Origin of the sequence: Allobosea sp. 117, from assembly GCF_000702305.1 — a bacterium.
Lineage (GTDB): Bacteria > Pseudomonadota > Alphaproteobacteria > Rhizobiales > Xanthobacteraceae > Ancylobacter.
Window position 1 is genome coordinate 197,620 of sequence record NZ_JNLC01000012.1, and the last position, 25,451, is coordinate 223,070.

Genomic DNA, 25,451 nt, shown 5'->3' on the forward strand with positions numbered 1-25,451 from the left:
CATGCTGACGAGCGCGGCGCGCCGGACCTTCCTGCGCAATTCGCTCGCCAGCCTTGTCTTCTGCCTGTCCGCCCCGGCCTTCGCCGAGACCGGAAATATCGGCCTGACTTCAGTCACATGCGTGCTGCTCGGCGACAGCATCATGAGCGACGGCCCGTCGGGACCGGGCTGGGCTACGCTGGCGCTGGGCAGCCTGCGTGTACGGTCCCTGCAACGCTCCGTTCCCGGGCGCAGGCTTCAAGGATATGCGGACGCGCCGGATCTGCTGCGATCCAAGATCGTGGGCGCGACGCATATCATAACCAATCTCGGCATTAACGATCTCGTCTCCACCGGGACGAAAGCGGACGATTTATTCGCGATGTATGACGAGGTGCACTCCGTCATCGCCGCCCAAGGCGCCCGGATGATTCAGTGCACGCTGCTGCCATGGACCCGGAAGAACAGGCCCGACGTCCAAGCCAGCCGGACCCAGGTCAATCAATGGATCCGCACCAATCCTTTCGGCAATGGCATCCTCGACATGGATTCCGTGGCAAGGGATCCATCACGACCTGCCCATTGGCGCCAGGACCTAGGGCTTCCGACACGCGACGGAACACACCCTACGCGCCCGGTCATAGAAGCCATGGCGACCTATGCACGCACCGAATTACCCGCCTTCCTATAGCGTGGTTACTTGCCCATTCAAGCGATTCCGGTTCGAATTGTGAATCATTTCAACTATAGCGGAAGTACTCCAACGTGACACGCACCCCTCACATCCCGCATCATACTGGAATGAATTCCCGCATGGTTAATATTGTAGGCACGTGGATACCTCTTAGCGCATTGGAGGCGGCCGGAATTTGAATGGAGACGCAAATCGTGTTGGCAAGAGGCGGTCACCGGTTTTAAGCTGCACTGCGGCATAAACCGCGATAGGATTTCGCGAGCGCGCCACTTTTGTTGCAGCGCAAACGAAACGGGGGTCACGAGTTTGCGTAAGATCTTTAAAGGACGGGACGCCGCCTCTTCCTTTGGTTCGGGCTCTTCCGTCCCACTTCTGCCGGTTCCTCCCGTCACCGGCCTCGATCCGCTGGTGATCGACATCGTTGAGAACGATTTCGACGAGGCCTATCTCTTCGGGCAGATTGACGGGTCCTTCGGCGGTGACGGCGACGCGCTGGTCGAGCGCCTCGTCCAGGCGGTCTCGGCCGCCAAGCAGGCGAATTTCGAGACGCCCGTCTCCCTCAACTATTTCATGCAGCGCTTCACGCAGGCCACATCGTGCCGGCGCAAGCTGGCGGTTGCGGCGACCGCGCGCTTCATCTCCCTCGACGAGGATTTCAGGTACAGCGTGGCCGACGCCGACGCCAAGCGGGACGCCCGCAACTGGAGCGCCGGCGAGGCCGCCTACTACCAGGCGCTGCGACGATATCCCCTGTGCGCTGGCTATTACATCCAGTACGGCCACTGCCTGAAGGAGCAGAACAAGTGGGAGGATGCGGAGCTCACCTACCGCACCGCCTGGTCGCTCGGTGAGACGAGCGATGATCTGTTCGAGCACATCGCCTTCGTCTCGCGCCAGCGCAATGCGAACCTGAACAGGTCCACCCTCGAGGCGATCCGACGCTATTGGGCGGACCCCTCGCGAAGCGGCGGCCTGCTCGACGCCCCGCCCGTGCGACAGGACGTCGAAACCCTGTTCCGCGCCTTCCTGGCGCGCTCCTATTACGCGTTCCACGAGATCTGTGCCGTCATGAACAACGCGCCGACAAATGCAACCGCGCTCGAGCTCATCGTGCGACAGCCCGAATTCGCCTCCGTCAATCGCGACCTGATGGCGGTCATCGCCGAGTCGAAGGGGAATGCCGCGTGAAGCTCCCGAGCTTTTCCATCGTCATCAACACCTATAATCGCGGCAAGGAACTCGCCGATACGCTTCTGAGCCTGCGTGGCCTCGATTATCCGGATTACGAGGTGATCGTCGTCAACGGGCCGTCGACCGATGACAGCCAGCAGGTGATCGACGGCTGGGCCGGCAAGGTCAAGATTCGCACGTGCCCCGAGGCCAACCTGTCGATGTCGCGGAACATCGGCATCGAGGCGGCGTCCGGCGACATCGTCGCCTTCCTCGACGACGACGCCGCGCCGCACTCCAAATGGCTCCAGGCGCTCGCCTCCCCTTATGGCGACCGCCGCGTCGGCGCCGTGGGCGGCTTCACCATCGACAATTCGGGCGTGCGCTTCCAGGTACGCAAGACGGTCTGCGACCGCTACGGCAACGCCTTCGACGTCTCGCCCTTCTTCGACGAACGCCCGCTGTGCGTTAAGGGCACGCCCTTCTACCCGAGCCTCCTTGGCACGAACTCGTCGTTCCGCCGCGACGTGCTGCGGCAGATCGGCGGCTTCGACAACATCTTCGCCTATCTGCTGGACGAGACCGACGTCTGCCTGCGCATCGTCGATGCCGGCTATCAGGTGCTCTATGCGCCCGAGGCGCTGATCTTCCATCAGTTTGCGGAATCCCACATCCGCACGCCCAAGCGCATTCCCAAGACCCTCTACCCGTCCGTGGTGAGCAAGTCCTATTTCATCATGCGCCACGGCTCGGCGCGGCTCGACGAGGCGAACCGCCAGCTCGAGGATTATAGGGCCGAGCTGCATCGGGCCAACGCCTGGCTCGCCGATCACAGCGAGATCACCCGCGAGCACCAGACCAGCCTCGATCAGGATGTCGCCTGGGGCATCGACCGCGGGTCGGTCGCAGGCATGCAGGCGGTCGGCCAGCCGCTCGGCGATCTCGATCTCGAGAAGACGACCGATCCCTTCCTGCCCTTCCCGAAGACGCAGGGCCTGCAGATCGCCCTCGTCAGCCAGTCCTTCCCGCCGGACAACGACAGCGGCATCGCGCGCTGGACGTCGATGATGGCGGCGGGCTTCTCCAAGCTCGGCCATGTGGTGCATGTCATCGCGCGTTCCGACAAGGAGCCCAGCGTCAACTACAAGAACGGCTACTGGATCCACCGCGTGGTGCCCGATACCGGCCTCGAATCCGTCGTCATGGCCGACCACAAGGTGCCGCCGAACGTCGCAGGCTGGGCCGCGGCCGTGCGGCGGGAGGTCGAGAGCCTCAAGACGTTCGGGCTCGACGTCCTCTCTTTCCCGATCTGGGACGTGGAAGGCGTCGCGGTGGCGGACGATCCCGACATCGGGATCATCATGAGCCTGCACACCAGCTACGCCATGGCCATGCCGTTCAAGCCCGAATGGTCTCTGCGGCCGATCTACAACCACATGACGGTCCAGAAGATCATCCGCAAGGAGCAGGAGCTGCTCGAACGCACGCCCGTCATCCTCGCCAATTCGAACGCGATCATCGACGACCTGACCAATGCCTATTCGATCTCCTTCAGGGACCGCACGGTGCTGGCACCGCACGGCACCTGGGATCCGTTCGAGCTCAAGCCCTCCCGCCGCAACCTGCGCGGTGCGCGCGACGCAGCCTTCCAGGTGGCCTATGTCGGGCGCTTCGAGCCGCGAAAGGGCATCGACGTCGCTGCCCGCGCCCTCAAGCTCCTGCTCGATGCCGTGCCGGAAGCCACGGTCGTCTTCGTCGGCGACGAGGTGTCGGCCAACGCCCGCGAATATTTCGTGGACGCGGACGCCGAGGCGCTCCTGACGCATCCGCGCGTCTCGTTCCGCGGCATGGTCACTCGCGAGGAGCTCGACGACATCTACGCGACCTGCGACACGACGCTGATGCCGAGCCGCTATGAGAGCTTCGGCCTCGTCGCCATCGAGGCCATGGCCGCGGGAGCGAGCGTGGTGGCGCTCGCCTCGGGCGGCCTGAAGGAGGTAGTGAGCGACGGTGTTTCCGGTTACCTCGTGCCGGTCGACGGCAACGAGGCCGACGTCTGCGCGCGCCGGCTGATCGATATCGCCCGTGACCGGCAGCTGCGCGAGCGTCTCAGCCAAGGTGCGCGCGCCGAATTCGAAAACCGCTTCACCGTCACATCCATGGTTGAACAGGCGATCCCGGCCTATGAAAAGGCGGCCCGCCGGAGGAACGTGAATGAGCCTGAATCCCACTCTCACGATCGAAGCCTGGCAGCTCTGCAAGTCGAAGACGCTGTCGGAGGATGAGGCCAAGCGGCTCAGCCGGATGCTCTGGTCGCGTGAGGAGCTGGCCGCCTCTCTTCTGCTTGATCCCCTCGTCTTCGACACCTACCCCGATCTGCGCGCGGCGTTGATCAAGGTGGCGAAGGCGAGCCACGCGGCCGCCAAGACGCCGCGCCCGCAGAAGGGCGATGCCAAGATGCGACGCGACCTCGACGTCGCGCGGACCACCGCGCTCGGGAACCTTATCCGGGCCGAGTCCGAGCGCAGGTCCCTGACCGAAGGCGTGCATGCCGCGCTGCGAACCGTTGCGCGGCAGGGCGACGGTTCCGGCCTCGCACATGGCTACCAGTGGTGGATTGCCGCCGACGCGCGGTGATCCCCACCAGGGATCGTAGGCATGACGCACGCCACCAGGTCTCCTGAACCTCCGGTGCGAGCAGGGCTGTTCCGGGTTCTCGCGGTTGCGCTCGTCGGGTTCCTGGTTGGAACCTGCTGCCTCGTCGTGTCCCGGGAGGCCCTTGCGCGCAGCGCTGCGGGCAAGCTCATCCTGGGCTTCTCGATCGAGGAAGCCTTCGTCAACAGCCCGGTGCAGAATCGCGACTTGGCCGGCCTATCCAACACGCTCGACGCCATCAAGGGACTGGAAGGAACCTTCCAGCCCCTCGTCTTCCTGGGCTGCGCGCAGACCGACGAAACCCTGCTGTTCGACGCGCTCGATCTCGTCGTGCAGAAGCAGTTGAACTTCGTGCTCGACACCTGGACATCCGGCACCAAGGCGCCGCCCCGTCCGGCGGCGAAACCCGTCACGCAGCCCTATGACCGGCTGCACGGCGTCTGCAAATCGGTCGAACAGTTGCAGGCGATCCGCGACCGGTATGGCGCGTCCTTCGCCGGCATCCGCATCCATGAGAGCTTCGCGGCGAATTTCTCTACTCAAATGTATCATAGCGGGGTGAACTGGTTCACCAAGAAGAAGGCCATCTTCCCCGACGGACCGTATTTCCTCCGCAAGATCCTCGACGACCAGCTCGGCTTTGCTGCGCGCAACGACATGCTCGTCGTTTTCAATGATCCCTGGTGGTACGCCTCGGGCAACAAAGATCTGCGCAAGCCCTTTGTCGGTCAGGAGCGCAATGAACGCGAGTTGATCGACGCCGTGTCACAATACCGCTCACGAGTGATCATAACCTACGGCAACAACGAGCCGCTGAAATCATGGGCGGATCCGCTCGCCGCGCGCATGGACAGTTGGCCGAAGCTGTTTCCACCTCAGCTTGTCGCGGAGGCTGAAGGCATCGGCTTGTCAAACCAGGCCTGGCTGTGCGATCGCATTTCGGTGCCGGAGACGTCTTGCAGCGTCGATTGGCTGATCAAGTGGTCGGAACGTGCGGTCGATCTCGGCTCGACGCTTATCCAATACGAGCCTTACTGGTATTTCTTCAACTATCCACGTTCCGCAGGAGAGAAGAACGACTATGGCCCTTGGCTTTCCAATCCGCAACGTGGCGCTCCCACGCGCAATTTTACCGTGATGGTGGAGGCGCTGAGGGCATATGTCCGCGATCGGAATTGAGCGCCATGGGCAAGGAGCTTGGCTGCTCGGTGGAATCGCGCTCCGCGGCGGACAACCGTAAGTCGCGGTTCATCTCCAGCCGCCTGGTCGACACCCGAAGATTGTCGGCAAGGCGTGGAAGACGCAGGGGAAACGCTTTCCCGGCGACCCGAATAACCCTAAAAGCCAACAAGGTCGCGAGGCATGAACCTCATCCTTGCTTCGGGACCATCTGCGTCAGATTGCACAAAGGCTGGGCCATAATAATAGGCGATCCGGAATGACAAAATTCCTCAATCTTCATCGCTTGAAGACGAATAATATCGGCGATCTGAAATGCGCCCCCTATCTGTACTTTGACCAGAAAATCCCCGTCATCGGACGCGAGATTCTCGGCTTCATGCCGCGCGAAGTGCCGACTCAGCCGGAACGCAGGGAGTGGAAGGAGCGTTTCTTCGAAGCGGCAGTGATCATCGTCGGTGGCGGCGGGCTCCTGGAGCTCGACTTCTTCATGCCGGGCCTCACTTACATCTTCCAGAACAAGCGGCAGGAGACGAAGGTCGTGGTCTGGGGTGCCGGGCACAACGACTGGAAGCTGGGCGACTGGCGCCATCTCAAGCGCAAATATCATTTCGAGGGCCTCCCCTTTGATCTCATCGGGGTGCGCGATCACGGCCATCCCTACGAATGGGTGCCGTGCGTGTCGTGCATGGACCCGATTTTCGACCGCAAGTTCGAGGTGAAGCACCCGATCGTCATGTATGCCCATGAGGGCACCTATCGGAACGAGAACCTGCGCAAGACCCTGCCCCAGGATGTTCCGCTCCTGACCAATTCCGCGGATTTCGAGACGGCCATTACCTTCCTCGGGGAGGCGGAGCTGGTGCTCACGGACAGCTTCCACGGGGCCTATTGGGCGACCCTGATGGGTCGCAAGGTCATCGCGTTCCCGAGCTCGTCGAAATTCTACGACTACAAGCACCCGGTGCCGCTGTGCGACCCGACCGATTGGCAGCGCTTCCAGAGAATGGCCACCTCCTATCCGGAGGCGCTGGAGGAATGCCGGTCCGCCAATACCACCTTTGCCGACAAGGTGGCGGCGCTCGCCTGAACCGTCAGGACGTCAGCGAAGGGTCGCGTCGTAGGCCGCGGCGATCCTTCGCGCGTAGATGTCCATCGAGAATTTCTTCGCCTGCTCCAGGCCCCGCCCCTTCAGCCCCTGCCGCAGGTCCGCGTCGGTGTCGAGCGCGACGATGGCCCGGGTCATCTCGTCGATATCGTAGGGATCGACATAAAGCGCCGCCTCGCCGGCCACCTCCGGCAGGGAGGCGACGTTGGACGTCATCACCGGCGCGCCGAGCGTCATAGCCTCGAGCACCGGCAGGCCGAAGCCCTCGTAGAGCGACGGGAACAGCACCGCGCGGGCACCCCGGATGAGCGCCACCAGATGACTCAGCGGGACATGATCGACATGGCGCACCCGGCGCTCGCGGCGGATCTCCTCCTCGCGGATGCGCCATGAGGAGAAATGCTCCTGGTCGATCTGCTTGACCTCGGATTCGTAGCTCCAGCCGAGGCCCCCCGCGATCACCAGCGGCGCCTTCACCCCCGACGCGGCATAGGCGTCGATGAGGCGCGAGACGTTCTTCTTCGGTTCGAGCGCGCCGAAGAACAGGAAATAGCCGCCCATCTCGAGCCGGAAAATGTTGTCGAGTATGTTGGCCGTCTGCGCTTCGTCGCGCTCCAGCAGAGCGGGCGGCAGGCTCACGGCCTGATAGGTGACGTCGATCTTGTCCTCCGGCATGTCGACGATGCTCAGAATGTCGCGCTTGGAACATTCGGAGACCGTCAGGATCCGGTCGCAGTCGCGGCAGAGCACGCGCAGCGAATTGAGGAAGTGTTTCTTGTTGTCGAGCGTCGCGTTGGGCAGGCGCAGCGGGATGACGTCGTGCACCGTGCAGATATTGGCCGCTCCCCGCACGCGCACGGGCGCGAGATGGGTGAGGTGGAAGAGGTCGGGCGTCCTGTCGGGCTTCAGCTCCAGCAGCCGCCCGTGGCGACGGAAGTGCCGGCGCGCCGCGTTGACGAAGCGATAGGCCACGAACAGCTCATTATACCGGGCGAGAAGATCGTCGGTCGACCCCTGCAGGACGATGCCGGTGCGCGCGAGCCCATGGGCGCGCAGACCGAACGGCACGCCGACCGCTACCTCCAGCGGTTCGCGCAGATAGCGATCCTTCCAGTTGGTGCTGCTGACGCCTTCGAAGAAGGCGATCTCGGCGAGCATGTTGTCGCGCCGGTTCAGCCGCCGGTCGGATTGCAACAGCGCATCGACCTTGTAGCCGAGCTCGCAAGCGATGTCGGAAAGCGCCTTCACATAGGTCTTGATGCCCGTACCCCTGGCGAGGGTGAGGTTGTAGGCTTCGATCAGGATGGACTTGGACATCAGGTACAATCACTCAAAGCGTGGCGTAGATCCGGATCGCCAGATCGATATCGTCGAAGATGCGCGCCCGGCCGCCCTTCAGAACCATCGCCCGATGGCAGAAGGTGCGTATCGAACCGATGTCGTGGCTGACCATGATCAGCGCGCGGTCGGCCCGCTTCACGAACAGCTCCTCGTGACACTTGCGATGGAAGCGCTGGTCGCCGACCGCCGTCACCTCGTCAATCAGGAAGCATTCGAAATCGATGGCGAGCGTCAGCGCGAAGGCGAGACGCATGCGCATGCCCGACGAATAATTGCCGACGGGCACGTAGAGGAAGCGGCCGAGCTCCGCGAAATCCTCGACGAAGGCGGTCACGTGGTCGACCGGGCGGTTGTAGAGCTTGCAGATGAAACGGATGTTGTCCATGCCGTTCATGTTGTTCTCGACGCCGCCCGAGAAGCCGAGCGGCCAGGACATGAACAGACCCCGCTCGACAGAACCGACCGTCGGCGTCTCGACGCCGCCGAGAAGGCGCACGAGCGTCGACTTGCCGGCGCCGTTGCGCCCGAGCACTGCGAGCTTTTCGCCCTCGCGAACCTCCAGGCTGACGCCGTCGAGCACGCGCTTGACGCCCACAGGCGTCTCGTACTCCTTCACGACATTGGTCATCCGCACAGCGCGGGGACGGGCCACGCCCGTCTGCACCGGGGCCGGAGGGCGGGGAGCGAAAGGCCAGTCGCGCAGTACGGGAGCCGGCAGCAGGGATTTCAGCATCAGCCGTTGTGATCCCAGATGAGGGTGCGCACGGCAAGAATAACCCGATAGGCAACCCAACCGACCGCAAAGACGATGAGGAACCACATGATCCGGCGGGGATATTCGGGCGTCTGGATGCGATTGGGCTCGCTGACGCGCGCGAGATAGAAGTGCTGGACCTGTGCTTCCTGGCTGACCTTGTCGAGATAGGAGGAAGCGGCTTCCAGCCCCTTGGCGGCGATACCTCGCTCCAGAGATAGGCGCTCGAACTCCCCGAGGTCGCGCGTCATGGAGGTGCTCTCGCCCGTGACCCGCTTCTTCAGCTCGTCGATCTGGCTCTTGAAGGAGGCGATGCGCTCGCGCAGCGAGGGAATGCCCGGATGGTTCGGCGTCACGCTCATGGTCTGCTTGAGCGATGCCTCCATCTGGGCGAGCTCGGTCGCCATTTTGCCGATCTGGTTGAGCGCGGCCGTGGATTCGCGCCCGAGGTCCACCGTCTGCGTCGCGTTGCGGAAGGCGGTGAGATTGGCTTCGGCCTTGGCCACCTCGCTTCGCGCCTTCTCGATGACGCTGCGGGCATAGTCGACCCGGTCCTGATAGGCGCGCGCGTTCAGCCGGTTCACGAGTTCCTCGGCCGAGGTGAGCATGGCGGAGCCGACCGCATAGGCATCGTCCGAGCGATAGGCATAAGCGCGCAGCGTCATGATGCCGGTCGCCTCTTCCAGATCCGTCGTGGCCCAGCTCTTGAAGTGGCGCAGCAGGCGCTCCTCGGTTCCAGCCATGAAGGGCAATGGAAAGCGGCTGAGGAAATCTGCTTCCGGGCGCGAATAGATCGCCCGCAGATCAAGCTTCCGGTCGATATCCACCATCATGTCCCGCGAGGACATATAGGCCTCGACGATCTGCGACTCGTCGCTCGAGCGCAGCATCCCCTGGTTCACGGCCACGGTGAAGGCGCCGGTCGAACTCGGCGCACGCACGAGGAACTGAGCTTCGGACATGTAGACGTTCGAGGCGAACAGGAAGATGTAGATGCCGAAAAGCGTGGTCGGGATGGTGACGCAGAAATGGAGCAGCCAGCGTCGGCGGCGCGGCGCTGCAAGTGTCGCCTCTCCCGACACCGGCACGATTTCCCGCCCCTCGAGCTCGCGCGGGGCGGGAACCGGCCGCATCTCGATCGGGCGCAATTCCGGCTCGCGGACCGCGACTATCTCGCCCGAGGATGTGCGCTCGACTTCGCTCATGTGCCGATATGCTTCTTGACGTCGCGCATCAGCAACAGGCCAAGCGCGCTCATGGCGAGACAGCAGCCGATCAGATAGGGCACGCTGAACTTCGTGACGACCTCCGGAGGCATGACACCCGAACGAAACATCTCAAGTGCATTCACCATCGGCGAGTAGAGCATGACATTCTGGACAGCTTGAGGCAGCCAATCGACCATGGTGAAGACACCGGTCAGCGGCAACGTCACATACATCGTCGCTTGCGCGAATTTCTCGATGATCTCGTAGCGCTCCGACAAAGCGGCCAGGCACAGGTTGAAGCCCGAGCCGAACCAGCCGAGCAGCATGAACCCTCCAACGAGGTTGAGCGGATCGTAGATCGGATGGACGACCTCGAAGAGCGCCAGCGGGATATAGGCGATCATGAAGGCGGTGAAGATGCCGAGCGTCTCCAGCACGCAGATCGCGAGCAGGATGTCGAGCGGCTTGACGTTGGCGTGATAGAGCAGGCCTGAGCGGCGCCGGAGCGCGTGCACCGACTGGTTGATCAGATGGCGCCACAGGGTGATCGCGCAATAGCCCGTGAGCACGAACAGGACGAGGCCGACCTCCTCCATATGGTTATGCTTGATGATGGTCCACAGAGCCATGACGGCACCGGCGAAGACGAGCGGCTCGCCCATGACCCAGAAGAAGCCGAGATTGTCGTGGCCGTACTTGGCAAGCCCCTCGCGCGCGACCAGCGCCGACAGGACCCGGAACTGCATCCGCACTGGTGCCCAGCGGCGCGCGTCGAAAAGCTTCATACCGCGTGCTCCTTGGTTCCCACCGACAGGATCCAGAACATGGCGTAGATGATCAGCGTGACAACCAGCACCATGAAGACCAGCCGCAGCCGGCGCGGCTCCGTCGATTGATCCGGCAAATTGGGCGCGGAGATGGACTCCACGTAGATTTGCTGGCGCAGTGCCTCGGAGCGCGCCGACTCGAGCGACGTCATGGCTGACGCCAGCGCCTTGTCGGCGAGGTCGCGCACCAGGGTCAGCCGCTCATAGGCCGAGACCTTCGTCGCAAGTGCGTTGTCGTCACCCGCCAGGCTTGCTCGTTCCGCGCTGATGCGCGCCCGCAGTGCCTCGACCCGCGCCTGCGCGATGGCAATCGCCGGGTTCGAAGGCGCGGTGCGGCTCATCTCCACGATCTGGGCCTGGGTGAGGCTCATCTCGGTCGCCAGGCTGGTGATGGTTTCGAGCACCGAGGTCGAGGTCTTGGTCGGATCGACCAGAACCGCGGCATTGCGGAAATCGGTTAGGGCCGCCTGCGCCTCGATCAGACGGCGCTCCGAGGCCCTGACCTCGTTCTGGGCAAGATTGATCGCGTCTCCGAGAGCACGCTCGTTCATGCGATTGACGACCTGCTCGGCCAAACGCACCAGTTCCTCGGTGATGCGCTTGGCGTCCTCGGGCTGGAAGGCCTCGGCCGTCAGGGTGATGATGCCGCGATTGAGGTCCTGTATCGCCGAGATGCGGGTCTGGTAATAGCGGAAGAAGCTCTCGAAGCTCCCGTCGTCCCACGGACGGGGATAGCGGGAGAAAACATCCACCCAGCTATGCCCGAACATTTCGCGCAGGGGCAGGCGCTCCTCCAGCGCGATCAGCGCGTCGCGCGCGACGAGATATTTCTGGACCACATTGGTATCGTCGACGGCGCGCGCGACGCCGAAGCTGCGGAACAGCGCCTCCAGCCCCGATACGCGCGAGGAATTCGCGCTGCGCACGACGATCTGCGTCTCGGAGACGTAGCGGGGCGTGGCGAAGAATCCAAAATAGACCGCTGCCAGCAAGGTGGGCAGCACGAGCGCGATCCGCAGCAGCATGCGGCGCCGGCGGACGAAGCCGCGGAAGGCGCCATGCGTGCGGGCTTCGCCCGCGACGCGCCGGGCCGGAATCGCGACGGCGGACGATGTCTTGACCAGCCAGTTCAACGGAAGCCTCCGCGCCCGACGGCCTCAGCGCCAAGCCTTCGTTCTAATGTACGACATTTGCGGTTTGCGCTCATCATAGCCGCTCATACTCAAGATGCCGAAGCGCCAGATAGCCCTCGATTGCCCCCTGCTGAAGCACCATCCGGAGCTGGACCGGCGGAAAGGCATCGGAGACATCGAAGTCGATCTCGAAGGTGAAGGCGCCCTGCGCGGGCAGCGGACCCGTTACGCCACCCACGGACAGGTCGCCGAGCAGCACGTCGGTCGACAGCACGTTTCCCGACAGGTTCTCCTCGACCTCGATCTCCACGCGTGCGCGCCAGCGCCCCACCGGAAGATGGAGCGAATGTCCCGCCGTGAGAATCCGCGCCGGCCCGGTCAGGTCGATCGGAGCGGGCGACAGATAGTGGCCGGGGTGGTCCCAGTCGTGCAGCAACTCGACGGGGCAGACGACATTGTTGATCGGCCTGCGCCCCATGGCCATCGCATAAGGCATGAGTGCGGTGCGGGCGAGCGCCTGCTCCGCCTTGTCGAAGGTGGTCGCCACCGGCGGGATGTGTCGGGCGAGGTTGTCCTTCGCCGTCTCGTCGAGCGACCCGGGGCCGATCATGCGTGTGAGCACGGCCTGCATCTGCTCCTCGCCCAGCGTCAGATTATAGGCCGACAGAACATGGTGGATGAAATCCGCCAGCCGCATCGACTTGTTGCGCGGTGACACGACAAGCGAATTTGAGGCCAAGTAGATGTTCTCAAGCGTGGCGTAGCTCTGTGCGAGGAAGCGGATGCCCTGCCGCAGGTCGATCTGGCGCGCCTGCATGTTGAAGGCCAGCGCGAGCAGCGGATCGTCATAGGCAACGACGATCGGCGCGCGCGCCTGCAGCATGAGCGCCGAGAGCTTCTGCTCGGGGATGTCGGAGAAGATGATGAGCGGCTCGCCGGCCCGATGCGCCCAGGCTTCTCGCAACTGCGAAAAATAGACGCAGCTCAGGATGCGGGCCGGGCCATGAGCGGTTTCCACGATCTGTCGCAACAGATGCAGAAGCCACTGCGAATATGCCGATGGCGTCCCGAACAACGTATAGAGCATGTCACTCGCGATCCGCGCCTTCGCAGGCGTGCCGACAGCTAAGAAGGCCGTTCCACTGGCGATTTATCGTCAGCCGATCCTCTCCAGCTCCACCCAGTTCAACGCCACCGATGCGGGGCCACCCTTGGCCCGCGCGACGATCTCGAAATACTGCAGATCACGTTCGCATATGAATTCGGCAGATTTATAGGCGGCGCTCAGTGACAAGGTCGCAACCGGGAAGCCGAAGCGTGCGGCGACGGTGAGCGCAACGTCGCCATCGATCTCGCCGCCCAGCTTGATCCGGTAGACGCCGCGCCGCAGCCGCCAGTATGGCCCGTAGAAGAGGATTTCACGATCTCCGCCGGTGGCCTCAAGAAGATCGCGCTCCTGCCGCTGCAGAGTGGCCGCCTGCGTGACGAACTGCCGGGGATAGATCCGGAAAAACGACCGGGAACGCCGCAGGTCAGGATCACGGTGGGCAAGTACATAGCCACTGTAATCCGCCAGCGTATCCTTCTGCAACGGCCGCAGGACCGGACCGGGGTCGATCCCGAACAGGTGAAAGCCGAGCTTTTCGAAATAGGCTTCGAGTGGAGCCTCGTTTCCGGCGCCGCGTTCCAGCTTCTCGAACAGCACGACAGCATTCGGCGAGCGCGCCAGAGTTCCGCGCATGCCCCGCAAGACTCCGAGCTCGTGCCCCTCGACATCGATCTTCACAATGTCACAGATCAGACTATCGGGCATCAGGTCGTCGAGGCGGTGCAATTCGGCCTTGATCTGCTGTCCGCTGCCTGCACCCTGGGTACCTCCCCCCAGATGATCCTGAGGATAGGAGAAGGTTACTTCGCCATTCTGCTCCCCGAGGCCGAGCTGGTGCACCACGATGCGGGCGTCCGCCGTTCCGTGTAGCTGCGAGAAACCGTTCAGATAGGCACTCGCCCGGGCGAGCCGTGCAAGCTGAGGATGCGGCTCGAAAGCATGAACGCGACCGAATGGCAGCCGGCGCGCCAGATTGAGCGAGAAAAACCCTAAATTCGCACCAATATCGAGGAAGACCGAATCGCAATGAACGAAGCTGAACAGCGTCTCCAGATTGTCGACTTCGTAGAGCCCGCCCGCGACGAAATTCGCGGGAGGTCCGAAATCGTTGGAGTTGACATAAATCGGCGTACCGTCCGCCAGATAGGTTAGCGCCGTCTGGGAACCGATGTAGCTCGACAAGTGACTGGTTATAAAATCCAGTTGAAACAACGCTTCGTCGAGCTTTGCTTCCAGACGCCGGAATTGAGCCGTGATGTCCACTGCGTCGGCAGCCGAAGAAAATTTCATCAATTTGTTCGTCTTATCCACACAAGGAAGGTAACTCGCTCGCGAGCGCATCCCTTATAGCGGAGTCCTTCTCCCCTCGACAATGCCGCACTGCACACTCCGGCCGCCGCGCCCTCGGTTGCCGGCAGCGGACGGTATCAAGGTCACGATTTTACCACTGGATTACCGGTCGAGGCACCATGGCCATGCGGCGCGCGCATGCGCTCCGATGGCCGGCGTCGAACCCTGCCCACTCGCCTGGCCCAATAATCACCCAAGGTCATTACGTTAGGTTATTTGGCCAACGGAGAACACTTCTCGAAACAACTGTTCCTGCCGCGATTTCATCGCAGTTTCATGAAAGACGGGAATTGTCGGCCGCCCCGGCTGCAGAAGGTTCTCCATGCGCGTCTCGGTCATCATCCCGGCCTATAATGAAGCTGGTAATATCGGCCGTCTCGTCGCCGAGACGCTCGCGGTGGTGCCGCAGGATATGCTCGGCGAGATCGTGGTGGTCGACGATTGCAGCGACGACGGCACCGCCGACGAAATACGGGCCATGCTCGAAGCCCAGCCCGCGGGCGCGCCGAAGCGCCTGCGCTATCTGCGCCACGGTCGCCGCGCCGGCCAGAGCGCGGCGCTGCGCACCGGTGTTTCCGCCGCCGCCTTCCCGGTCATCGCCACCATGGACGGCGACGGGCAGAACAACCCGGCCGACATCCCCGCGCTGGTTGCCCGCCTCGCCCCTCCCGGCGCCGAGGGGCCGGCGCTGGTCGGGGGCATTCGCGAGAAGCGCCGCGCGACGGGGTCGCGCCGTTTCGCCTCGCGCTTCGCCAACGGGCTGCGCGGCTGGCTGCTCGCCGACGACTGCCCGGACACCGGCTGCGGCATCAAGGTCTACTGGCGCGAGGCGTTCCTGCGTCTGCCTTATTTCTCCAGCATGCACCGCTATCTGCCTGCGCTTTTCCTGAGCTACGGCCAGCAAGTGGCCTATGCGCCGGTAGGCGATCGCCCGCGTCTCGCCGGCCGGTCGAAATACACGAATTTCGGCCGCGCCCTCGTCGGCATCTATGATCTGTTCGGCGTCACCTGGCTCAGGAAGCGCACCATCGTCCCGCCGATCGCCGAGGACAGTGGCGCCGCGATCCCGTTGAGGGTGGCTTCCAGCCTGCCCGCCAGCGCGCCGGCGAGCGACAGCAGCACCGGCACCTGCTGAGCGCCGAGCCGCCCGACGCTTCCGGCCACCCCTCGCCCGCCATCGACGAGGCGGCGGAACGCCGCCTGGCTGTTCAGCCCGATCCGGGTCAGCCGCGCCTCCAGCACTTCGTTGGAGAGCGCGGCGGCATGGCTCACATAGAACAGTTGCCGCGATGCCACGGCGACCGTCACCACGAGCGCGATGGAGATCGCCACGTCGGAAAGATAATGCGCCCCGAAGGCGATCCGGTTGAGCGAAACGCCGCCGACCATCAGCGCGACGATGAAGACCACTTGCCAGCGCCAGGGCCGCGGCACGAACAGCACCAGCGGCAGCAGGCACGCCACCGCAGCCGCCTCGCCTGAGACGAAGGAGCGGTTGCTGAAGAGCTTGTCGCCGATCGACCAGGCGTCGACAAAGGGCAGCGAGCCGCCGAAATCGAGCGTCTTCACCGGCCGTGGGCGACCCCAGAAGGTCTTGAGGATGCCGTTCACCAGCAGCACCGGCCCCAGCAGGTACACGCTCGTCATGTAGAGAGTGAAGCGTGGCGGAAGCAGGCAGGGCCGAAGCGGATAGATGAGCTTCAGCACCAGCACGACGATCAGCACGATGGCGACCGCGACAGGAATGTTGCTTCCGGCCTCGCGCAGTTCCTGCAGCAGCCCGATGCGGGCCGCCGGGAACCCCTCGCCCGCAACATAGAACAGGCGGGTGAAGGCGAGATCGACCGCCGGAAACACGATGAAGAAGAGCGACAGGGCGAAGGTGGCGACGGCGACGAAGACGATCGGCCTCGCAGCCAGGCGTGCCCGAAGGCTACGCAGCAGCGGCTTCAGAATGGTCATTTCCGCTCCCCCGGACCACGGCTTCCCGTATCCGGCGGCGACTACAGATCAGCGCTGTGAAGGGGGTGTGAAGCGGCGATGACGTCCCCCTGAAAGTTGCGGGATGCGGCGCCTCGCCGCGGGGCGCTACGGGGTCTCCGCGGCGGCGCCCGTGTCCTTCCCCCGCGTACGCTCACTGGCGAGAAAGTAGATGTTGCGCCCATAGATCAGCAGTCCGGCCGCCTGCCCGACGATGAACACCGGGTCCTGCCGGTAGATGGCATAGGCGAGCAGCGTGACGCCGCCGAGCACGGAGAACGTCCAGAAGGCGACCGGCACCACACTCCGCCGCGCCCGTTCGCTGGCGATCCACTGCACCAGGAAGCGGCCCGTGAACAGCGCCTGACCGATGAAGCCGACGACCAGCCACGGATTGATCGACAATGCGGAGAGCGACATCGTCATGAGCGGAAACCTTTCGCAGGAGCGATCATTTCGCAGCCCCTTCGGCCGCCAGCACGGCAAGCGAAACGGGGTGCATGGTACCGGAATTCACCCCCGAGACCGTCGCGAGCGGCTCCGGCGCGCGGCCGAGTTCGCGGTTGCGGGCATCGAAGCGGGCACGCTCGCGCTGCGCGACCACCGCCACGCGGCAGCCCGGCGTGGCGAGGAAGTCTGCCGCGCCGGCGCCGTCGCTGAATTGGACGTCGGTGCCGAGCTCGAACAGCACGCTCGCCTCGTAGAAGCCGGCGACGAGGATCCGCGGCTTCCCGCAGGAGACGTCGCGGGCGATCACCTCGGCAACGCGCGGGGAGAGCCACAGCGCATCGAGGCGAGGCATCACAACGCCGTAGCCGAGCGTGTAGAGGACGATAGCCTGCGCGAAGAGCGGCACATAGACCGCCTCGAGCCCCATCCTCAGGCTGCGGACTACCGCGATGGCGCCGACCGGCAGGGCCGCCGCCGCGAGCAGCAGCGCCTGGAACGGCACATGCCCCTCGAACCAGTAGAGCGCGCCGACGAGGCCGATGGCGGCCAGCGATCCGCCCGCCGCCGCGAGGAAGGCGAAGAGCCGCATCCATCCCCTGGGCGGAGTCAGCGCGCCTGAGGCGAGCGCCGCGCCGGCGAGCAGCGCGATCGCCGGATAGGCCGGCAGCGTGTAGTGCGGCAGCTTGGTCGCGATCAGCTCAAAGGCGAGGAAGAACGGCACCGCCCAGCACAGGCAGAAGCGCACGGCGGGCTCGTTGCGGTTCGCCCATGCCCAGGGCGCCGCCGCGGCGGCGAGCGCCGCGCCCGGCCAGAAGATGAAGAAGAAGGTGAGGAAATGCGCGCCCGGCGGCAGGCCGTGCGATTCCTGCCCGGTCGCTACCTTGCCGAGCAGATCGCGCCCGACGGCCTCCTCGAAGAAGGCGGTGCCGGATTTCATCGCGATGACGATGAGCCAGGGCGCGACGATGGCAAGCAGCAGCGGCAGGCCGATGGCCGGCCGCAGCCGGCGAAGCCAGGCCGCCCGGCGGTCCCAGATCACCAGTCCGAGGATGGTGAGGCCGGCCAGCATCGGCACGATCGGCCCCTTGACGAGGATGCCCGCGCCCATCGCCCCCCAGAACAGCAGCGGCCAGCCGATCGACAGCCGTTCCTCGGCCTTGGCGAGATAGAGCCGCGCCAAGGCGAACTGCCCGGCGACGGCGGCGGCGAGCTGCGTCGCGTCGGTCTTGGCGAGCCGGGCCTCGGCGCCGAGGATGATCGAGGCCGCCATCAGCGCCCCGGCAACCAGTGCCGCGCGCGGGCCGAACAGCCTGAGGCCGATGGCGTGGATGAGCAGCACGACCAGGCATCCGGCGATGAGCGAGGGCAGGCGGTAGACCCAGATCGGCGCGTCGGCGCCGTGGCCTGTGATGCGCACCGCCGCCGCCTGCAGCCAGTAGATGCCGATCGGCTTCTTGAAGCGCGTCTCCTCGCCGAGACGCGGCGTCACATAGTCGCCGCTCTCCACCATCTGCCGCGTCGCCTGCGCGAAGCGCGCCTCGTCGCGATCGAGGATCGGCATGGTGAAGAAGCCCGGCAGCGCGCAGGCGAGGAAGAGCAGCGCCAGCACGAGGCGCGAGCGGCGCGCGTCGGACGCGATCTCGCCAAGCGACGGCAGCCGCCTTTGCGGTGCAAGTCCGGCAGCCTCGCTCATTCCCCCTCCGCGCTCCGCGACATGTCGCCGCCGGTCGCCTCGCGGACCCGGCGCAACGACCTTCCTTGGTGCCTGTGCATGTCGGTTGTGTGACGCGGATGCGGCGGCATGAAGCCTCCAATTCCTTGACGGCTCGGCCGAAAGTAGTGGGCCCCGCCGAGCCCGGCCAAGACTGACGTAACGTCCTGAAGTGAAGAAAAATTAATGCCTCCGCAAACATGCGACGACATCGATTCCGATAATGATCTCGGGTGTCGTCGATCCATCGAGCACCCTGATGCCGGATTCCTCCACGCCCGCCCGCCGCCGCGTCCCGCGCGTCGCCATGCTCCTTGCCCTCGCGCTCGCCGGCGGCGGCGGTTTCGCATGGTACCGGCTACCGGCCCGCGCTGCGCCGGAAGCCCCGGCCAGGGCCGAGCACGTCGCCGTGCCGGTGAAGGTGGCGCAGGCCGAGAAGCGGGACGTGCCGGTCGAGCTCGACGCCATCGGCACGGTGCAGGCGTCCAACACCATCGCCATCCGCAGCCGGGTCGACGGCACGCTGCAGAGCGTCGATTTCGACGAGGGCCAGGAGGTCCATGCGGGCGATGTGCTCGCCCGGATCGATCCGCGCGTCTATCAGGCGGCGCTCGACCAGGCCAAGGCGCAGAAGGCGAAGGACGAGGCGCAATTGCGCAGCGCCTCCGCCGACCTCGCGCGCTACACCTCGCTGGTCCAGAAGGACTATGCCAGCAAGCAGAGCGTCGATCAGCAGCAGGCCACCGTCGACCAGATCAAGGCCGCGATCAGTGCCGACGAGGCGGCGATCGAGAGCGCGCAGACCACGCTCGGCTACACCACCATCACTGCCCCGACCGACGGCCGCATGGGCATCCGCCAGATCGACGCCGGCAACATCGTCCATGCCAGCGACACCACCGCGATCGCGACCCTCGCCACGCTGAAGCCGATCGCCGTGCTGTTCACCAGCCCCGAGAAGAATCTCGACGCCCTGCAGGCGGCAATGCGCGCCGGCGCGGTCACCGTGACCGCCTACGCCAAGCAGGACAGCAGCACGCCGCTCGGCACCGGCCGGCTCACGGTGATCGACAACCAGATCGACCAGACCACCGGCACCATCCGCCTCAAGGCGGTCTTCCCCAACGACGACGAGAAGCTCTGGCCCGGCGCCTTCGTGCGCGTGCGCGTTGCGATGTCCGTGCGCAGGGACTCCGTCACCATCCCGGTCGCCGCCGTGCAGCGCGGCCCGGACGGGCTCTATGCGTGGGTCGTCGACGAAGGCTCGACCGTACGCATGCGCCCGATCGAGACTGGATCGATGTCGAACGGCGTCGCCGTGGTACTGAACGGACTGTCGCCCGGCGATCGCGTCGTCACCGAGGGCCAGTACAAGCTCCGCCCGGACAGCCGGGTCGCCGTGGCCGACCCCGGCAGCGAGCGGACCGCCGAGGCGGCGGCACCCGCCGCTCCCGCCACCGGAAGCCGGCCATGAACATATCCGAGCCCTTCATCCGCCGGCCGATCGCCACCTCGCTGCTGATGGCGGCGATCGCCTTCGCCGGCATCGTCGCCTATCCCTTGCTACCGGTGGCGCCGCTGCCGCAGGTCGACTTCCCGACCATCCAGGTCTCCGCGCAGCTCTCGGGCGCCAGCCCGGAGACCATGGCCTCCTCGGTCGCCGCGCCGCTGGAACGCCGCTTCGGGCAGATCGCCGGCATCACCCAGATGACCTCGGTGAGCACGCTGGGCTCCACCTCGATCTCGATCCAGTTCGATCTCGACCGCAACATCGACGGCGCCGCGCAGGACGTGCAGGCCGCCATCACCGCCGCCCAGCGGCAATTGCCCGATGATCTCACCAGCCCGCCGAGCTACCGCAAGGTCAACCCAGCCGACAGCCCGGTCATGGTGTTGGCGGTGCATTCCGACACCATGCCGCTGACCGACGTCGACGACTATGCCGACAATGTGCTGGCCCAGCGCCTGTCGCAGGTCGTCGGCGTCTCGCAGGTGCTGATCGGCGGCGAGCGGAAACGCTCCATCAGGGTGCAGATCGATCCGGCCCGGCTGGCCGCCACAGGCCTGACGCTGGAGGACGTGCGCGGCGTCATCGACGACGCCACCACCCTCGCCGCCAAGGGCAACATCCGCGGCCCTGTGCGCAGCTTCACCATCGGCGCGAACGACCAGCTCACCACGCCCACCGACTACGGCAACGTCGTGCTCGCCTACAAGAATGGCGCGCCGGTGCGGATCAGGGATGTCGGCGACGTCGTGGAAGCGCCGCAGGACGTCACCACCGGCGCCACCGAGAACAACCGGCCGGCCATATTGCTGCTGGTGTTCAAGCAGCCCGGCGCCAACGTCATCCAGACGGTCGACGCCATCAAGGAGGTACTGCCGAAGCTCTCCAGCATCGTGCCGCCCAGCGTCGAGGTCGACACCATCATCGACCGCACCACCACGATCCGCGCTTCCGTCGAGGACGTCGAGTTCACGCTCGCCCTCACCATCGGGCTCGTGGTGATGGTGATCCTCGCCTTTCTGCGCAACATTCGCGCCACCCTCATCCCGAGCGTCGTGGTGCCGCTGGCGCTGACCGGCGCGGTCGCCGCGATGTATCTGCTCAGCTTCAGCCTCGACAATCTGTCGCTGATGGCGCTGACCATCGCGGTCGGCTTCGTCGTCGACGACGCGATCGTCGTGGTCGAGAACATCTTCCGCTATCTCGAAAAGGGCATGACACCGTTCGACGCCGCCATCGCCGGCGCGCGCGAGATCGGCTTCACCGTCGCCTCGATCAGCATCTCGCTGATCGCGGTGTTCATCCCGCTGCTGCTGATGGGCGGCATCGTCGGTCGCCTGTTCCGCGAGTTCGCGCTCACCGTGACGCTCGCCATCGTGGTTTCGATGTTCGTCTCGCTGACGCTCACCCCGATGCTGTGCGCCCGCTTCCTGAAGGCTCATGGCGACGGGCATCACGGGCGGATCTACCGCGCCATCGAGGCGGTCTTCGACGGCATGCTCGGCTTCTATCGCCGTACGCTCGACATCGCGCTGACCCACCGCTTCGTAACGCTGATGGTGTTCTTCGCCACCGTGGCCGCCACCGGCTGGCTGTTCCTCACCGTGCCGAAGGGCTTCTTCCCGACACAGGACAATGGCCTCATCACCGGCATATCCGAGGCCGCACAGGACGTCTCGCCTGACGAGATGCGCCGCCTCCAGACGGCTCTGGGCGCCATCGTCCTGAAGGACCCGGCCGTGGCCGGCTTCGGCTCGGCCATCGGCGGCAGCGGCAACACCACCAATACCGGCCGCTTCTTCATCGCCCTGAAGCCGCGCGACGAGCGCGATGCCTCGGCCTCGCAGGTGATCGACCGGCTGCGGCCGAAGCTGCAGGCGGTCTCCGGCGCCGCCCTGTTCCTGCAGCCGGCGCAGGACATCACGGTGGGCGGGCGCGCCTCGCGGGCGCAGTTCCAGTACACGCTGACCGACGCCAATCTCGACGAGCTCAACGAATGGGCGCCGAAGCTGCTGGCGAAGTTCCGCACCCTGCCCGAGCTCGCCGACGTTTCAAGTGACCAGCAGGGCAACGCGCCGCAGGTGAAGATCAACATCGACCGCGACCAGGCCGCACGCTTCGGCATCCAGCCGCAGCTCATCGATGCCACGCTGAACGACGCCTTCGGCCAGCAGCAGGCGACCCAGTATTTCACGCAGCTCGACACCTACTCGGTGATCATCGAGGTGACGCCGGAGCAGCAGAAGCATATCGGCACGCTCAACGACATCTATCTGAAGTCGCCGCTTACCGGCGAAGCGGTGCCGCTCTCGACCCTCGTCTCGATCGACACCCGGCAGGTCGCCTCGCTATCGGTGTCCCACCAGGCGCAATATCCGGCGGTGACGCTGTCGTTCAACCTGCGCCCCGGCGTGGCGCTGAGCCAGGCGGTGGCGGCGATCAACAGGGCGTCGGCCGAGATCGGCGCGCCGACCGCGCTCACCGGCAGCTTCCAGGGCAACGCGCAGGCCTTCCAGAGCGCGCTGGCGAGCGAGCCGGCGCTGATCGGCGCAGCGCTCTTCGTCGTCTACATCATCCTCGGCATGCTCTATGAGAGCTATGTCCACCCCCTGACCATTCTCTCCACCCTGCCCTCCGCCGGCATCGGCGCCCTGCTCGCGCTGTGGGCGGGCGGCTTCGACCTGTCGGTTATCGGGATCATCGGCATCATCCTCCTGATCGGCATCGTGAAGAAGAACGGCATCATGCTGGTCGACTTCGCCATCGCCGGCGAGCGCGAGCGCGGGCTCACCCCCGAGGCGGCGATCCGCGAGGCGTGCCTGCTCCGCTTCCGGCCGATCCTGATGACCACCATGGCCGCGCTGCTCGGCGGCGTGCCGCTGATGCTCGGCCACGGCACCGGCTCGGAGATGCGCCAGCCGCTGGGCTACGCCATGGTCGGCGGCCTCGCGCTGAGCCAGGTGCTCACGCTCTACACGACGCCGGTGGTCTATCTCTATCTCGACCGGCTGAACCGCTGGATCGGCGGCACCCGCGAGGCCGACGAACCGGCCGAGGCCCTGCCCGCGCCGGCGGAATAGGAAAGCCGCGATCGCCTTTGGCGCCCTCCCCCTTTGCGGCGGGCGCCTCTATGATCGCGCCGCGCGTCCCACCGGCCGCCCGGAACGCGATGGAATTGCCGCGACATGCGTTTGAAGATCGATGCCCTCAGGAAGCTCAAACACCGGATCCGCAAGGCCCTGGGCATCAAGAAGAAGCGGCGCGGCGACTTCTGGCGCGATCCGGCGACCTTCGTCCACACGCTGCGCGACATCGACCCGGCGACGATCCGCTTCCCCGAGGTGGACGGCACGCCGGACGTCTCGGTCATCATCCCGACCTATGGCAACGTCGTCCATGTGCTGAACTGCCTCGCCTCGATCGCCGGGCATCTCCCGAAGGCGTCGCTGGAGGTGATCGTGGCGGAGGACGCCTCCGGCGCGCCGGAGGTTGAGAAGCTGCGCCGGGTTGCCGGCATTGTGCTGATGGTCCATCCGGCCAATCTCGGTTTCCTGCGCTCCTGCAACGCCGCCGTGGCCAGCGCGCGGGGGCGTTTCATCCACCTCCTGAACGACGACACCATCGTGCTTCCCGGCGCCATAGACGCGCTCGTGGAATGCGCCAAGACCCGCACGGATGCCGGGCTCGTGGGCTCCAAGTTGGTTTACCCGGACGGGCGGCTGCAGGAGGCTGGCGGCATCGTCTGGTCCGACGGCTCGGCGGCGAACTATGGCTGGCGCGACGACCCCGACAAGCCGGAATACCAATATGCGCGGGAGGCCGACTACGTGTCGGGGGCCTCGGTGCTGATCCCGAAGGAGGTCTGGCAGGAGCTCCGCGGTTTCGACGAGGCCTTCCTGCCGGCCTATTACGAGGACACCGATTTCTGCTTCCGCGTGCGGGCCTCGGGCCGGAAGGTCTATTTCGAGCCCCGCTCGGTCATCTGCCATTTCGAGGGCGTGTCGCACGGCACCGATACCGCCAGCGGCATCAAGGCCTATCAGGACGTCAATAAGCGCACCTTCGCCGCACGCTGGGCGGGCGTCCTCGCGCGCGAGAACTATCCATTCGAGCGCGAGGGCCGAGCGCCCCCTCGCCATATCTTCCGCGCCCGCGACCGGGCGAAGCTGCGGCCCGTCCTGCTGATCGTCGACGAGAAGGTGCCGGAGCCGGATCGCGACGCCGGATCGCGCAACATGGTGGAGTTCGTGCGCAGCCTCCAGAGCATCGGCTGGGTGGTGAAATACTGGCCCTACCACCTCGCTTACGATCCCGTTTACGTCCCCGCCTTGCAAGCCATGGGCGTCGAGGTGTTCTACCGGCCGTTCGAGCATACGCTCGACGAATGGCTGCAAAAGAACGGTCGCGATATCAACTACGTGCTGATGTCGCGGCCCGGCATCACCGACGGCCTCATCGGGTCCGTGAGGAAATGGACCAAGGCGTCGGTGCTTTATTACGGGCACGACCTCCATTCCGCCCGCATGCGGCTGGAGGCACAGGTGAAGGGCGACGCCTCGATCGCCCGCGAAGCGGACAGGATGGAGACGATGGAGCGCCACGTCTGGCGCCGGGCCGATGCCGTCATCTACCCCGCTGCCGAGGAGGCCGAGACCGTCCGCCAGATGGAGCCGAGCGTCGAAGCGCTGAGCGCGACGATCTTCTGCTTCGACCGCTTCGCTCCTCGTCAGGCCGCTGCCCGAGAACACAAGATCCTGTTCGTGGCGGGCTTCAGCCATGCGCCGAACATCGACGCGGCGATCTGGCTGGCGAACGAGATCATGCCCCGGATTCGCGCGCGGATACCGGATGCCGAGCTCTATCTCGTCGGCTCCAATCCGACGCCCGAGATCGTGGCCCTCGCCGGCCGATCCGTGCACGTCACCGGCTGGGTCTCGGCGGAGGACCTCGCCGCGCACTACGCCGATGCGCGCGCGGCCGTGGTGCCGCTGCGCTTCGGTGCTGGCGTAAAGCTGAAGGTGGTCGAGGCGCTGGTCGAAGGCGTGCCGCTGGTCACGACGCCGGTCGGCGCGCAGGGCCTGCCCGACCTCGCCGAGGTTGCGAGCGTCGAGGAGACCCCCGCGACGATCGCGGACCGCCTCGTTGAAATTCTGGAGGCGGGCGACGAGGAATGGCTCGCCCGCTCGCGCCGGCAGACCGACTACGCGGCGCGCCACTTCGCGCGCCAGCGCCAGGTCGACGATCTGCTCGCCGCCTTTGCCGCGGCCAAGCGGGTGCGGGAGAATCGTTGCTGAAGG

Annotated in this window: 19 protein-coding genes and 1 pseudogene; 10 read left to right on the forward strand and 10 right to left on the reverse strand. The window is 65.3% G+C overall.

Translation table 11 applies throughout. The features are described from left to right. Window position 1 precedes the first annotated feature (1 nt). From U742_RS0110155 to U742_RS0110180, 6 genes are all read left to right on the forward strand, one after another. Window positions 2–670, forward strand: coding sequence for a GDSL-type esterase/lipase family protein (locus tag U742_RS0110155; protein ID WP_197028229.1), 669 nt, complete (start codon window positions 2–4; stop codon window positions 668–670). Window positions 671–1,081: 411 nt separating this feature from the next. Next, window positions 1,082–1,861 (forward strand): tetratricopeptide repeat protein, encoded by a 780-nt coding sequence (locus U742_RS23365; protein WP_029352612.1) that lies wholly within the window; start codon window positions 1,082–1,084, stop codon window positions 1,859–1,861. Further along, window positions 1,858–4,128 (forward strand): glycosyltransferase, encoded by a 2,271-nt coding sequence (locus U742_RS22495; protein ID WP_051661026.1) that lies wholly within the window; start codon window positions 1,858–1,860, stop codon window positions 4,126–4,128. The genes U742_RS23365 and U742_RS22495 overlap by 4 nt, the downstream gene beginning before the upstream one ends. After that, the gene (locus U742_RS0110170; protein WP_029352617.1) at window positions 4,058–4,480 is read left to right on the forward strand and encodes a hypothetical protein; all 423 of its coding nucleotides are present in this window, start codon (window positions 4,058–4,060) and stop codon (window positions 4,478–4,480) included. Before U742_RS22495 ends, U742_RS0110170 begins: the two co-directional genes overlap by 71 nt. A 21-nt stretch (window positions 4,481–4,501) precedes the next feature. Next, window positions 4,502–5,677: a hypothetical protein gene (locus U742_RS0110175; RefSeq protein ID WP_156034191.1), complete on the forward strand. Its 1,176-nt coding sequence runs from the start codon at window positions 4,502–4,504 to the stop codon at window positions 5,675–5,677. A gap of 259 nt (window positions 5,678–5,936) precedes the next feature. Continuing rightward, on the forward strand, window positions 5,937–6,767 hold the full coding sequence (locus U742_RS0110180; protein ID WP_029352621.1) for a polysaccharide pyruvyl transferase family protein: 831 nt from the start codon (window positions 5,937–5,939) through the stop codon (window positions 6,765–6,767). A gap of 12 nt (window positions 6,768–6,779) precedes the next feature. On the opposite strand, the gene U742_RS0110185 is transcribed toward U742_RS0110180, so the two are convergent. From U742_RS0110185 to U742_RS0110215, 7 genes are all read right to left on the reverse strand, one after another. Further along, window positions 6,780–8,102, reverse strand: a complete 1,323-nt coding sequence (locus U742_RS0110185; protein ID WP_029352622.1) for a glycosyltransferase family 4 protein — start codon at window positions 8,100–8,102, stop codon at window positions 6,780–6,782. A 13-nt stretch (window positions 8,103–8,115) separates the two neighbouring features. After that, a complete protein-coding gene (locus tag U742_RS0110190; RefSeq protein WP_248310325.1) occupies window positions 8,116–8,859 on the reverse strand; it encodes an ABC transporter ATP-binding protein in 744 nt (247 codons plus the stop codon). Then, the gene (locus U742_RS0110195) at window positions 8,859–10,085 is read right to left on the reverse strand and encodes a KpsE/RkpR family capsule polysaccharide export protein (protein ID WP_029352625.1); all 1,227 of its coding nucleotides are present in this window, start codon (window positions 10,083–10,085) and stop codon (window positions 8,859–8,861) included. The genes U742_RS0110190 and U742_RS0110195 overlap by 1 nt, the downstream gene beginning before the upstream one ends. Further along, window positions 10,082–10,873, reverse strand: coding sequence for an ABC transporter permease (locus U742_RS0110200; protein WP_029352628.1), 792 nt, complete (start codon window positions 10,871–10,873; stop codon window positions 10,082–10,084). The genes U742_RS0110195 and U742_RS0110200 overlap by 4 nt, the downstream gene beginning before the upstream one ends. Beyond that, a complete protein-coding gene (locus tag U742_RS0110205; RefSeq protein WP_051661027.1) occupies window positions 10,870–12,048 on the reverse strand; it encodes a KpsE/RkpR family capsule polysaccharide export protein in 1,179 nt (392 codons plus the stop codon). The genes U742_RS0110200 and U742_RS0110205 overlap by 4 nt, the downstream gene beginning before the upstream one ends. A gap of 73 nt (window positions 12,049–12,121) precedes the next feature. Then, entirely contained in the window at window positions 12,122–13,066 is a 945-nt protein-coding gene (locus U742_RS0110210) for a hypothetical protein (protein WP_156034193.1), read from the reverse strand. Window positions 13,067–13,204: 138 nt separating this feature from the next. Continuing rightward, window positions 13,205–14,446 carry an FkbM family methyltransferase gene (locus U742_RS0110215; protein ID WP_197028230.1) on the reverse strand — a complete coding sequence of 414 codons (1,242 nt, stop codon included), beginning with the start codon at window positions 14,444–14,446 and terminating at the stop codon, window positions 13,205–13,207. 382 nt (window positions 14,447–14,828) lie between these two features. Here U742_RS0110215 and U742_RS22875 point away from each other — a divergent pair, with 382 nt between their 5' ends. Continuing rightward, on the forward strand, window positions 14,829–15,641 hold the full coding sequence (locus U742_RS22875) for a glycosyltransferase family 2 protein (protein WP_029352636.1): 813 nt from the start codon (window positions 14,829–14,831) through the stop codon (window positions 15,639–15,641). Between the two features lie 155 nt (window positions 15,642–15,796). Here the strand turns inward: U742_RS22875 and U742_RS23760 are convergent. The 3 genes and pseudogenes from U742_RS23760 to U742_RS0110235 all read right to left on the reverse strand — a co-directional run. Next, window positions 15,797–16,468: pseudogene (locus U742_RS23760) on the reverse strand (phosphatase PAP2 family protein); the annotation flags it as partial. Window positions 16,469–16,594: 126 nt separating this feature from the next. Beyond that, the gene (locus U742_RS0110230) at window positions 16,595–16,912 is read right to left on the reverse strand and encodes a lipid-A-disaccharide synthase N-terminal domain-containing protein (RefSeq protein WP_248310326.1); all 318 of its coding nucleotides are present in this window, start codon (window positions 16,910–16,912) and stop codon (window positions 16,595–16,597) included. 25 nt (window positions 16,913–16,937) lie between these two features. After that, window positions 16,938–18,629, reverse strand: coding sequence for an ArnT family glycosyltransferase (locus U742_RS0110235; RefSeq protein ID WP_038361140.1), 1,692 nt, complete (start codon window positions 18,627–18,629; stop codon window positions 16,938–16,940). A 277-nt stretch (window positions 18,630–18,906) separates the two neighbouring features. Between U742_RS0110235 and U742_RS0110240 the strand changes: the two genes are divergently transcribed. The 3 genes from U742_RS0110240 to U742_RS0110250 all read left to right on the forward strand — a co-directional run bounded on the left by U742_RS0110240 (window position 18,907) and on the right by U742_RS0110250 (window position 25,448). Continuing rightward, a complete protein-coding gene (locus U742_RS0110240) occupies window positions 18,907–20,121 on the forward strand; it encodes an efflux RND transporter periplasmic adaptor subunit (protein ID WP_197028231.1) in 1,215 nt (404 codons plus the stop codon). After that, window positions 20,118–23,234 (forward strand): multidrug efflux RND transporter permease subunit, encoded by a 3,117-nt coding sequence (locus U742_RS0110245; protein ID WP_029352645.1) that lies wholly within the window; start codon window positions 20,118–20,120, stop codon window positions 23,232–23,234. Before U742_RS0110240 ends, U742_RS0110245 begins: the two co-directional genes overlap by 4 nt. A 105-nt stretch (window positions 23,235–23,339) precedes the next feature. Then, window positions 23,340–25,448: a glycosyltransferase gene (locus tag U742_RS0110250; protein ID WP_051661030.1), complete on the forward strand. Its 2,109-nt coding sequence runs from the start codon at window positions 23,340–23,342 to the stop codon at window positions 25,446–25,448. The last annotated feature ends 3 nt before the right edge of the window (window positions 25,449–25,451 follow it).

Coding starts and splice junctions, on each gene's coding strand:
- U742_RS0110250 (WP_051661030.1), top strand. CDS start 23,340: ATGCGTTTGAAGATCGATGCCCTCAGGAAGCTCAAACACCGGATCCGC.
- U742_RS0110240 (WP_197028231.1), top strand. CDS start 18,907: ATGCCGGATTCCTCCACGCCCGCCCGCCGCCGCGTCCCGCGCGTCGCC.
- U742_RS0110195 (WP_029352625.1), bottom strand. CDS start 10,085: ATGAGCGAAGTCGAGCGCACATCCTCGGGCGAGATAGTCGCGGTCCGC.
- U742_RS0110170 (WP_029352617.1), top strand. CDS start 4,058: ATGAGCCTGAATCCCACTCTCACGATCGAAGCCTGGCAGCTCTGCAAG.
- U742_RS0110215 (WP_197028230.1), bottom strand. CDS start 14,446: ATGAAATTTTCTTCGGCTGCCGACGCAGTGGACATCACGGCTCAATTC.
- U742_RS0110185 (WP_029352622.1), bottom strand. CDS start 8,102: ATGTCCAAGTCCATCCTGATCGAAGCCTACAACCTCACCCTCGCCAGG.
- U742_RS0110235 (WP_038361140.1), bottom strand. CDS start 18,629: ATGAGCGAGGCTGCCGGACTTGCACCGCAAAGGCGGCTGCCGTCGCTT.
- U742_RS22875 (WP_029352636.1), top strand. CDS start 14,829: ATGCGCGTCTCGGTCATCATCCCGGCCTATAATGAAGCTGGTAATATC.
- U742_RS0110190 (WP_248310325.1), bottom strand. CDS start 8,859: ATGCTGAAATCCCTGCTGCCGGCTCCCGTACTGCGCGACTGGCCTTTC.
- U742_RS0110175 (WP_156034191.1), top strand. CDS start 4,502: ATGACGCACGCCACCAGGTCTCCTGAACCTCCGGTGCGAGCAGGGCTG.
- U742_RS0110180 (WP_029352621.1), top strand. CDS start 5,937: ATGACAAAATTCCTCAATCTTCATCGCTTGAAGACGAATAATATCGGC.
- U742_RS0110155 (WP_197028229.1), top strand. CDS start 2: ATGCTGACGAGCGCGGCGCGCCGGACCTTCCTGCGCAATTCGCTCGCC.
- U742_RS0110230 (WP_248310326.1), bottom strand. CDS start 16,912: ATGACGATGTCGCTCTCCGCATTGTCGATCAATCCGTGGCTGGTCGTC.
- U742_RS0110200 (WP_029352628.1), bottom strand. CDS start 10,873: ATGAAGCTTTTCGACGCGCGCCGCTGGGCACCAGTGCGGATGCAGTTC.
- U742_RS0110245 (WP_029352645.1), top strand. CDS start 20,118: ATGAACATATCCGAGCCCTTCATCCGCCGGCCGATCGCCACCTCGCTG.